A 10,373-nucleotide genomic window follows, 5' to 3' on the forward strand; every position below is an offset into this window, starting at 1 on the left:
GAACCACAGGAGCGGGGCCGCCCGTCTTCGTATCCGCAGATGCCTCTCAGACGCTGTCAGGCGCCCTTGTGCGGCCCTGGCGAGCCGCGGTGGCGGCCCAGTGCCCGCAGGACGTCCGACACCCTGGTGTAGACGCCAGGGCTCCCGGCCCGCCCGCACCCGCTGCCCCACGACACGAGCCCGATCAGCCGCCCCTGGGCGACCAGCGGCCCGCCGCTGTCCCCCTGGCAGGCGTCACGGCCTCCCTGGGCCTCTCCGGCGCACAGCATGGACTCGGGGAGGTAGGTGCCGTCGGAACCGGCCGGATAGGCCTCCTCGCAGCGCGCGTCGGGCAGCACGTGCAGGCTTGCCGCGTGCAGGCTGCCCGCGTAGTCGCCGCTGCCGGTGAGATCGCCCCAGCCGTAGACCGTGGCGGCCGTGCCCGCTCGGTAGGCGGTGTCGCCCGCGGCCGCCATGTTGATGACCGAGCTCTGGGGCAGCGGAGCGGCGAGGGTGAGCACGGCGAAGTCGCCGGCGTTGCTGGCGGGGTCGTAGTCCGGATTGACCCACACATCGCGTACGGCGATCTCCTGGCCCCGGTCCGACAGGAGGTCCGTACGGCCCGCGATGGCCTCGAGGTCAGCTGCGCGGTGCGGCGACGCCCCCAGGACGTCGTCGCCCATGCAGTGGGCCGCGGTCAGCACGGTGGTCCGGCTCACGGCCGCACCGCCGCAGAACTGCCCCGCCCGGGTACCCCCGAACCGGTCACGGCTGGACAGCGCCACCGTCCAGGGGCTCACGGAGACATCGACCGGGAACCCGCCGACGACGATGCTGTCGGCGGCCACGGGGGCCGCGGAGACCAGCGGTATGGCGGACGCGGCGGCCGCCAGGACCAACGGCCGGGTCAGCGCCCGGGCTAGGGGACGACGCATGCACGTTCCTCACTCTGGGATGGTCATGGGAGACCCAGAGTGATCCAGCACGCCGCGCCCCGCACCCGCGGCCGGCACGAAGGCCCGGCTCCCCGAAGGGAGACCGGGCCTTCCGTGTCGTACGACTACGACCTAGTCGAGGTAGTCGCGCAGGACCTGCGAACGCGACGGGTGGCGCAGCTTCGACATGGTCTTGGACTCGATCTGGCGGATGCGCTCACGGGTGACCCCGTACACCTTGCCGATCTCGTCGAGGGTCTTCGGCTGACCGTCGGTGAGACCGAAGCGCATCGAGACCACGCCGGCCTCGCGCTCGGACAGGGTGTCCAGGACGGAGTGCAGCTGCTCCTGGAGGAGGGTGAAGCTGACCGCGTCGGCCGGGACGACGGCTTCGGAGTCCTCGATGAGGTCACCGAACTCGCTGTCGCCGTCCTCGCCCAGGGGGGTGTGCAGGGAGATGGGCTCGCGACCGTACTTCTGGACCTCGATGACCTTCTCCGGGGTCATGTCGAGTTCCTTGGCCAGCTCCTCCGGGGTGGGCTCGCGGCCCAGGTCCTGGAGCATCTGTCGCTGCACGCGCGCGAGCTTGTTGATGACCTCGACCATGTGCACCGGGATACGGATGGTGCGGGCCTGGTCGGCCATCGCGCGGGTGATCGCCTGACGGATCCACCAGGTGGCGTACGTGGAGAACTTGTAGCCCTTGGTGTAGTCGAATTTCTCGACCGCGCGGATCAGACCGAGGTTGCCCTCCTGGATGAGGTCCAGGAAGAGCATGCCGCGACCGGTGTAGCGCTTGGCCAGGGAGACCACCAGACGGAGGTTGGCCTCCAGGAGGTGGTTCTTGGCGCGGCGGCCGTCCTCGGCGATGATCTCCAGCTCGCGCTTGAGCTTGGGGGCGAGCTTGTCGGCGTTGGCCAGCTTGTCCTCGGCGAACAGACCGGCCTCGATGCGCTTGGCGAGCTCGACCTCCTGCTCGGCATTGAGGAGGGGGACCTTGCCGATCTGCTTGAGGTAGTCCTTGACGGGGTCGGCGGTGGCACCGGCAGCGGCGACCTGCTGCGCGGGCGCGTCGTCCTCGTCCTCGTCGGAGAGCACGAACCCGGCGCTCTCGGCGCCCTCGGGCTCGTCCCCGGTCTTGCCGGGGGTCTCCTCGGTCGCCTCTTCGTCGACCTGCTCGGCGTCGTCCTTCTTGGCGCTGGTCTTCTTCGCCGCCGCCGTCGTCTTCTTGGCGGCGACCTTCTTGGCGACCGCCTTCTTGGCGGGCGTCGTCTTCTTGGCAGCGGCCTTCTGGGCGGCGTCGTCCTCGACGGAGGCGTCGGCGACGGGTGCCGCCGGTGTGGCGGTGGCGGTGGCCTTCTTGGCGGTCACCGTCTTCGCGGCGACCGTCTTGGTGGCGGTGCGCTTGGCCGGACTCTTCGCTGCGACGCTCTTTCGGGTGCGCTTGGGCTCCGCGGCACTGACCATCAGCGTCACACCCTCTTCCTCGAGGATCTGGTTGAGGCTGCGCAGTACGTTCTTCCACTGAGTGGCCGGAATCTGGTCAGCTTCGAAGGCCCGACGCACGTCATCGCCGGCGATCTGCCCCTCAGCCTTTCCCCGCTCGATGAGCGCCATGACAGAGACGGACTCGGCGATCTCCGGCGGGAGCGTACGGGATGTGCTGGCCGACACGAACAACCTCTCGGAACGATGGAAAACGGCTTCCGGCCCCGTCCGGTACGGACAGGAGCCGACGACCGCCAGCTTGGGGATGGGCCGACGGCGCGGGCTGGGGCCGGGAAGAAACACAGCGCCTTGAACGGCGTCCGTATTCCCTTCCGCGGCTGTCACCTCTTAGGTCATCGCGCAGTGCCCGCGAGCGTTACGCCCAATCTGCGTGGCCCGAGTCACACCCCGTAAGCGTTCAAAAACGGTCAGACACGGGCAGAGGAGGTCACCCACGGCCGTGGCGGGCGCTCCTCAGAGAGATCCGACACCCCCGTCGCACCGCCGGACCCCGCCGGATTCCCTGGAGGATCCTGCGGGGTCCGGCGGAAGACGGGCGCTCCGGCCGGGCGCCGCCACGAGAACGCGGCACACCTCGACCACGCCGGCCACCCCGCGCGCGTCAGTGTTCGCGCGGAGCGGGCACCACGCGCTCCACCTCGGGGTGCACGATGAGCAGCTGCCGCATGGCCGCCTCGGCCGCCGCACCGTCGCCTGCGGCGAGGGCGTCGACGATCCGGGCGTGGTGCCCCAGGGACGCTTCGGTCGGGCGGTCACAGCCCGTGACCGGGCCGCCGGAGACCTGGAGGGCCGACGAGACGATCCCGGAAAGGTGCTCCAGCATCCGGTTGCCCGCGACCTGGATGAGCAGCGAGTGGAACTCGGCGTCCGCGCGGGAGAAGGTCAGCGCGTCGCCCTGCCCCATGGCATGGCTCATGATCTCGACCATGTCGGAGAGGCGCTGCTGGACGTCCTCGCGCCCGTGCCCGGCGGCGAGGCGCGCGGCGAGCGGCTCGATCGTCCAGCGCAGCTCACTCAGTTCGCGGCGCTGGTTGTCGCGCTGCGGGCCGAAGGCGCGCCATTCGATGATGTCCGGGTCGAGGAGGTTCCAGTCGCTGACGGGACGCACGCGCGTGCCGACGTTCGGGCGGGCGCTGACGAGGCCCTTGGCCTCCAGGACGCGGAGCGATTCACGGACGACGGTGCGGGAGACCTCGAAACGCTGGCCGATCTCCTCGGGTACCAGCGGGCGGTCGGCGCCCAGGTCCCCGGAGACGATCATCTGACCCAGCTGCTGGACGAGTTGGCCGTGCAGCCCGCGTCCGCGGCTGCCCGCGGCACGCCGGCCCACGCGGCCCAGCTCGGGGTCGGAACCGTCCCAGGAAGGGGCTCCGAGGCGCTCGGTGACGGGCGCCTCGGCATAGGGGTAGCGGTCGAGTCCGCCCGGGCCGGCGAGACCGGAGTCTGCGGAGCGGGCGGCGGTCATCATGGTGTGCGCAAGGGTACTCACGGATCCTTTGTCGGCGCTGTCTCCAACTCCCTTGAGGTCTTTGGTGAAAAGCACACGAAAGGGTGATCGCTCACCCCGTCGCAATTGACGCCTTATCGGAAAGAAATGGGCTTTCTGCGGGGAGTTGTGCGCAGAGCGGCACCCGAAGGGTGCGGACGGTCGTCATCGGACCCTGCTACGCAGGGTCGTGAGCAGATACGCGCAGAGCAGGGCGGTCAGCGACAACGTCAGTGCCCCGCCCACGGGTTGGGCGATCACCCGCGCCGCCGCGGACAGGTAACGCTCTCCCCCGAAGGGCCACTGCAGCAGGAACACCTTCCGCATCCGCAGCGGAAAGCCTTCCGCGGTCCGCACGGCGGGCCCTTCCAACGCCTTGTGCACGAGGGGTACGACGAGAATCGGTACGGCGACCACCGCGGCGAGCCCGGCCGTGGTGGACCGGAAGATGCCGGCGGCCAGAACTCCGGCCCAGGCGCAGCCGACGACCAGGCCGATCCAACTCGCGCCCGTCGAAAGCCAGTCGGCGGGAACCTGCGCGAGCTCCCGTCCGTAGACGAGATAGAGCACTTCGGCGTCGCAGCCCACCGTGAGGAACGCCAGCAGCAGCGCGGTGGCCGCGGAGACGAGGAGCTTCGCGACGAGCAGCCCCATCCGGCGGGGCACGGTGCCGCGGTCCGCCGCCAGGGCAGGGTGGCGGAACTCGTCACCGAACGCGAACGCCCCGAGCAGTCCCGCACCGAGCGCAGCGGGGGGCAGGGGCAACTCCCGCGGCCACGCGGCCAGCAGACGCGGCTGCGGGGTATGACCGATGCGGGCAAGCAGCAGCGCGGTGAGGGCGGACACGACGAGCACGGCGACCCCGGTCAGAAACCCGGTGCCGATACCGGCGGCCCGACGCAGCTCGTAGCGGAGCGGGCGCAGCGGGCTGGGGGCGGAGCGGACGGAGATGGGGGGCGGGAGCGGGGGCAGGGCGTCGAGGGTGAGGGCTTGGGAGGGACGTGGAGCACGCGCGCGGGGATGGATGCCGGCCGACTCCTCAGGGTCGATGAGGGGTACCAGCCGGGAGTTCGTGGTCGGGGCACTTGCAGCGGCTGCGTGGGCCTCGTACGGCGGGTGGGGTTCGGCGGCGGGTTCCGGTTCCTCGGCGACGGGTGGCTCGGCGACGGGCAGCGTGGTCGGGAGCCGCGCAGCGGTGTGGGGTTGTGAAGTCTCGGCAGGCAGCGTGTCGGTGGCCGGCGTCGGCGTCTCAGCGGGCGGCACAACTGTGAGTCGCGCCGGCAGCTCGGCAAGCGGCACCTCAGTCCGGGCCGACGGCATCTCGGCTGTCGACGAGGTGTCCGGCACTCGCGGCTCGGCGACGGATTCCGGCTCACCTCGGAGGGCCGTTCCGGCGCCCGGCCCCATGTCCCCGATCTCGTCGGCGAGTTGGTGTACGAGGATGTCGTGCCGGAACGCCGCCTCGCCGACGTCGGCGCATGTACTGCCGTACACGGAAAGGCGGTTGCCCTCCTCCCGTACGACTTCGACGGAACGGTGCGTGGTGCGGGCCTCCTTGGTGAGGAGGGCGGCGAGGCGGTTGGCGTGCGGGCTGCGGACGGCGACTCGGGGGCGCAGCCGGGTGCGGGCGAAGTCTCCGGCCTCCTGGTCGGCGACGACTCTGCCCTGCTCCAGGGTGACGACCCGGTCGGCGCAGCGGGCGGCCTCCTTGGGTTCGGCGGTGGTGAACAGGACCGTGCCGCCCTGGGCCGCGTGCGCGCGCAGCATGCCGTACAGCCAACGGCTTTCGCGGGCGGAGAGGGCGTCCGCGGGTTCGTCCAGCACGAGCGTGTGCGGGTCGGAGAGCAGGGCGCAGGCAAGGCCGAGGCGACGGTCCATGCCGCGCGCGAGGCTGCCGAGGCGTTCGTCGCGCAGGCTGACGAGGCCGACCACTTCGAGGACTTCGTCGGCGCGCCGGGCCGGAACGCCCGCCGCGGCGCACAGCATCCGGAGATGGCCGCGGACCGATCGGGCCGGATGTCCGGGCACATCGCCCAGGAGCACGCCGACCTCGCGCGACGGGTGGGCGATGCGGTGCAGGGGGCGGCCCCTGAAGTAGGTGATTCCACGTCCCTGTTGGAGTTCGAGCATGAGCCTGAGCGCGGCCGTCTTGCCCGCGCCGGGCGCTCCGAGAAGTGCGGTGACACGGCCCGCACGTGCCTCGAAGGAGACGTCGTCGACGGCGGGCGGATGCTCCTTGCGGGCGTTGCTGGTCAGTCCGAAGGCCTGGATCACCCACAGCAAGATAGCGCGCTATGTCCGTTTTTCCGGGCACCGAACGGCCCGCTCCGCAACGGTTGATCACCTCAAGCGAGGTACCACGGCGTCACACCTCGGGGCGCAGCATCGGCGGGTTGAGCAGCGTGGCCCCGCCGGCCCGGAACAACTGCGCCGGGCGACCGCCCTGACGGGTCGTCGTACCGCCGGTCGGGACGAGGAACCCGGGCGTGCCGGTCACCTTGCGGTGGAAGTTACGCGGGTCGAGCGCCACGCCCCACACCGCCTCGTAGACGCGGCGCAGCTCACCGACGGTGAACTCGGTGGGGCAGAACGCCGTGGCCAGGGACGAGTACTCGATCTTCGAACGGGCGCGTTCCACCCCGTCGGACAGGATCTGCGTGTGGTCGAAGGCGAGCGGCGCCGCAGGATCGCCGTCGCGTCCGAACCCCCCTTGCTGCAGCAGCTCTTCGACGGGCGCCCAGCGCGCGTTGCTGGCGTCGCCACCGGCGCGGGGTGCGGGCAGGTCGGGAGCGAGCGCGAGGTGGGCGACACTGACGACACGCATCCGCGGATCGCGCTTGGGGTCGCCGTAGGTCGCGAGCTGCTCCAGATGTGCCCCGTTGTCCTGGACGGGGACGGCCGAGTCGTGGGCACGCAGTCCCGTCTCCTCGGCCAGTTCGCGCGCGGCGGCTTGTGCCAGATCCTCGTCGGCCCGCACGAAGCCGCCGGGCAGCGCCCAGCGTCCCTGGAACGGCGGCTCGCCCCTGCGTACCGCCAGCCCGCACAGAGCATGGCGGCGCACGGTCAGCACGACCAGGTCCACGGTGACGGCGAAGGGCGGATACGCTGACGGGTCGTAGGACATGCGGCGATCATAGTCGTCTGCCTGACGATAAACACTCCCTTCGTCGGTACCGCCACGACTGATCCACTTCGGTGCGATGCGCGGTTCGCCCACCGCCTCCGGCCGTCTCCCGATACGGCCTCCTCCGAGGTCACGCTCCCAATTGCAGGCCGTCGGCCGCCTCCTCGACCATGGCGACACCGAGGCGGCCGACCCGTACGGAGAAGGGGGCGCCCGCGATCCGCAGCCCGGTCAGGCCGATCTCGCCCAGGGGCGCGCTGCGCACCGGGCGGAGGGTGACCGTGCGGGCGGGGGCGTCGGGGCGAATTCCCGCGAGGGTGGTCAGCAGCAGCACTCCGGCGGCTGCCGCCGTGGCCGCCGGGCGGCAGGCCGCCGGGTGAGGAAGGGGAGCGCTCCCGTCCGTGCGCTGCTCCCCCGCGTACATCTCGGGGAGCCGGTGTCCGAACGCCTCCGCCGCGGCGAGGACGCCCCGCAGCAGGGAGGTCGCCTCCTTCTCGTACGCGGCGGCGGACAGGCCCGCGACGGCGATCGCCGTCTCCGCCACCCGCACGGCTCCGCTCCGGTGACTGAACGGGCTGTATCCCGGCTCCTTCACGCCCAGGCCGCGCAGGCCCCAGCCCGAGTCCATGGCCGGGGCGCCGAGCAGCCGGGCGAGTTGTTCGGCCCGCACCTTGTCGAGGAGGCCGGGTGCGTACTCACCACCGCCCAGCAGTCCGGTGTCGAGCAGGTGGGCCGCGGTCGCGCCGAGGTGCGGTACGAGACGTCCGTCCGGAGCCCGGGCAGCGGCCGGGCGTCCGCCGCCCAGGTCCCCGATCCAGAAGTCCGCGCGGAAGGCGGTGCGCAACTCCTGGGCCCACTGCCGCAGTTCCGCAGCGCCGGGTCTGCCGAACGCGTCGAGCAGATCGGCACCGAGCAGCGCCGCCCGGTGGGCGTGGGCCTGTGTCTCGCAGCGGACGGGTCCGCCCGGATGCGGGTCACGCAGATACGTGCCGTCGCCCACGGTGGTCCGCAGCCAGGTCAGACAGCGCTCGGCGGCCGGGAGTAGCTCCCGTGTCTCCTGCTCCGGGAGCCCCCAGCGGCGGGCCTCCGCGAGCAGCACCGGGAAGAGCAGGGTCGCCTCGGTCCCCGCGCAGCTCGGCGGCAGATGGGCGCCGGCATCGCGACGCGGTCCGGGGATCATGCCCAACTGCACTCCGGCGTGCTGGAGTTGGGTGCGAGCGAGGATCCGCAGCGTGCCTGCGGCGAGCCGCGTACCGAGAGGAAGCGTCATCCGCGCCGCTGTGAGCGACTCCGCCGGCGCCAGACCGCATTTCCAGGGTGCCCCTGCGGCGAGGTGTGTGTCGGAGGGGTGCGCGGGGTCGCGCAGCAGAAGTGCCTGGAGGTCCTCGATGCTGGTCCGCAGGAGCACTTGGGCTCGCGGGTCGTCGCCGGTCGCCCGTGCGGAGGCCAGGGGACTTGTCGCCCCATGGCCCACGGCCCGGACCGGTCCCGCGCCGTCCGGCCGTACCCGGAGTTCCACGCTCACCGTGCCGCCCGGTGGCAGTTCGAACTCCCAGCGCAGGAGTCCTGCGGAAGCCAGCGCGTCGGCGGGCGGCGGGTCGGCCGTGACCGCCGAGTTCCCGATGGGGCCGGTCCAGCGCAGGCCGGAGTCGTGCACGCTGGCGGGCAGTTCGGGTCCTGCGCTGCCCGCGGCGATCGCGCCCAGATCGGCCATGTCGGTGCCGAGCGCCACCTCGACCGGCAGGCGCAGCGGGCGCCAGGAGACGCTGCGCAGCGTGATGCGCTCGGTGCCGTCGGCGTGCCGGGTCCGCTCGACGACAAGGTCCGGGTCCGGGCCGCAGTCCGGGGACACCCGCACGGTCCCCACGAAGCGGGCGCGGTCGGCCGCCGTCATCCTGGCCTGCACGGCCAGTGGTTCCCGTCCGGCCACCCTCACCTGGCAGCGGGCGAGCACGCGCCGACCCGCGCGGTAGAACCCCTCCAACCCCCGGCCGTTCAGCTGCCCTTGCTCGGTGGAGACGGCGAGACCCGGGAGGGCCACGCAGATCAGGGTGGTGTGGGTGGGGGGCAGTTCGAGGGAACGGCGGGGCGTCGGGCGGGACGGGGATGGCGGGTATGGCAGAGGGTTCTGAGGCGGGGAGAGGGAAGAGGTCTGGCGTGGGGAGATGGGAGACGACTGGCGTGGGGGTGTGAACGAGGGTGGGCGGCGGATCTGGCCGGGTGCCCGCGCCTCTACCGGCGGACGGGAAGGTTGCGGCGGATGCTCAGGATCGGCGGTGCCCGTGTACGGCGGCGATGAACTCCCGAGATGCGGAGACGATGAGCTGGTGCCCCGGCTCGGGCTCGGTTCGGGTTCACCGGAGTGAGGGCGGTCGTCTGCGGCGGAGGGCGGAGTCGGCTGATGCATGGGCGGCTTCTTCTGCGCTCTGTGCGCCTCAGGCGTGTTCGGCGCCGGATGGACGGTTCCGGGAGGACAAAGGCTGTCCGGCGACACGACCCGTTCAGGCGTTCCGCCACTCAGGTGAACGGAACCGGGCTCCTCGTGGTCACGCCCGCGGCCTGGGAAGCCGACCGAATGGCGGCGCGGCGGAGGGGACGGACAGTTGGCGTCAATTCCTCGGTCCCGGTGACCGCCGACCCCGCGCACGGTCCGTCGGCCGCACACGCCCGCTTCTCGCGCGGCGTGCCCCTCAGCAAGTCCAGCATTGGCCCGCGCGCTGGGGACACTCACCGCTGGCGGAGTCGCCGCCGACAGCCGGACGCCCCGGTGGAACCAAGCGTGGAACCAAGCTCCGAACGCACCAGGCCGACCACAGGACCGGCGAGGTTGCCTTCCACTCGCCCAACCCTTGATCACCCGTCCCCCTCAATGCCCTTGCTCCCCGACTGCGGCGCCTCCGAGCAGGCGTCGTAACGCTGCGAACCGCCCTTCCCAGAGGTGCGCGAACGTGTGCTGCTGCTGGGGCGTGCGGCGCCCCGCGCCGGTGTGCGCGGACGCGATCCGTCGGTCCCGGATCGGCGGCTGTCTCCGCCCGAGGGATGGGGACGACCCTCGGCGCCGTCGGCGGCACGCGCGCGTCGCCGACGACGGGAGGCCGTGGGCGAGGTCGCCGGTGCCGGGCCGTCGCCGGGATCGCTCGCGCCGTGCCGCACGGAACCGTCGGCGACCTCCGCGCCGCCGACCAACCCTCCGGCGCTCGTCGCCGCTCCGACTCCCGCAGCCGTTCCAGCGCCCGCAACCCCTCCGGCCCCCGCCGCCCCTCCAGCTCCCGCCACCTTCCCAGCGCCCGCTACCCCTCCAGCTCCTGCCAGATCTCCAGTTCCCGCCGCCCCTCCAGCT

Annotated in this window: 7 protein-coding genes; 1 reads left to right on the forward strand and 6 read right to left on the reverse strand. The window is 72.1% G+C overall.

The window, feature by feature from the left end; translation table 11 throughout:
* Positions 1-56: 56 nt before the first annotated feature.
* From ACFWP5_RS49940 to ACFWP5_RS49965, 6 genes are all read right to left on the reverse strand, one after another.
* Positions 57-914, reverse strand: a complete 858-nt coding sequence (locus tag ACFWP5_RS49940) for a S1 family peptidase (RefSeq protein ID WP_384173264.1) — start codon at positions 912-914, stop codon at positions 57-59.
* A gap of 132 nt (positions 915-1,046) precedes the next feature.
* Entirely contained in the window at positions 1,047-2,588 is a 1,542-nt protein-coding gene (locus tag ACFWP5_RS49945) for an RNA polymerase sigma factor (RefSeq protein WP_384173267.1), read from the reverse strand.
* A gap of 436 nt (positions 2,589-3,024) precedes the next feature.
* The gene (locus ACFWP5_RS49950; protein ID WP_384173270.1) at positions 3,025-3,912 is read right to left on the reverse strand and encodes a FadR/GntR family transcriptional regulator; all 888 of its coding nucleotides are present in this window, start codon (positions 3,910-3,912) and stop codon (positions 3,025-3,027) included.
* 162 nt (positions 3,913-4,074) lie between these two features.
* Complete coding sequence (locus tag ACFWP5_RS49955; protein ID WP_384173273.1) at positions 4,075-6,183, reverse strand: ATP-binding cassette domain-containing protein; 2,109 nt, start codon at positions 6,181-6,183, stop codon at positions 4,075-4,077.
* Between the two features lie 91 nt (positions 6,184-6,274).
* Entirely contained in the window at positions 6,275-7,033 is a 759-nt protein-coding gene (locus ACFWP5_RS49960) for an NUDIX domain-containing protein (RefSeq protein ID WP_384173276.1), read from the reverse strand.
* A 130-nt stretch (positions 7,034-7,163) separates the two neighbouring features.
* Entirely contained in the window at positions 7,164-9,074 is a 1,911-nt protein-coding gene (locus ACFWP5_RS49965) for a glycogen debranching N-terminal domain-containing protein (RefSeq protein WP_384173279.1), read from the reverse strand.
* A gap of 1,103 nt (positions 9,075-10,177) precedes the next feature.
* On the opposite strand from ACFWP5_RS49965, the gene ACFWP5_RS49970 reads away from it, so the two are divergent.
* A partial coding sequence (locus tag ACFWP5_RS49970; RefSeq protein ID WP_384173282.1) for a hypothetical protein occupies positions 10,178-10,373 on the forward strand: 196 nt, incomplete at its 3' end.

The sequence above is a fragment of the Streptomyces sp. NPDC058469 genome (assembly GCF_042721125.1).
Classification (GTDB): Bacteria; Actinomycetota; Actinomycetes; order Streptomycetales; family Streptomycetaceae; genus Streptomyces.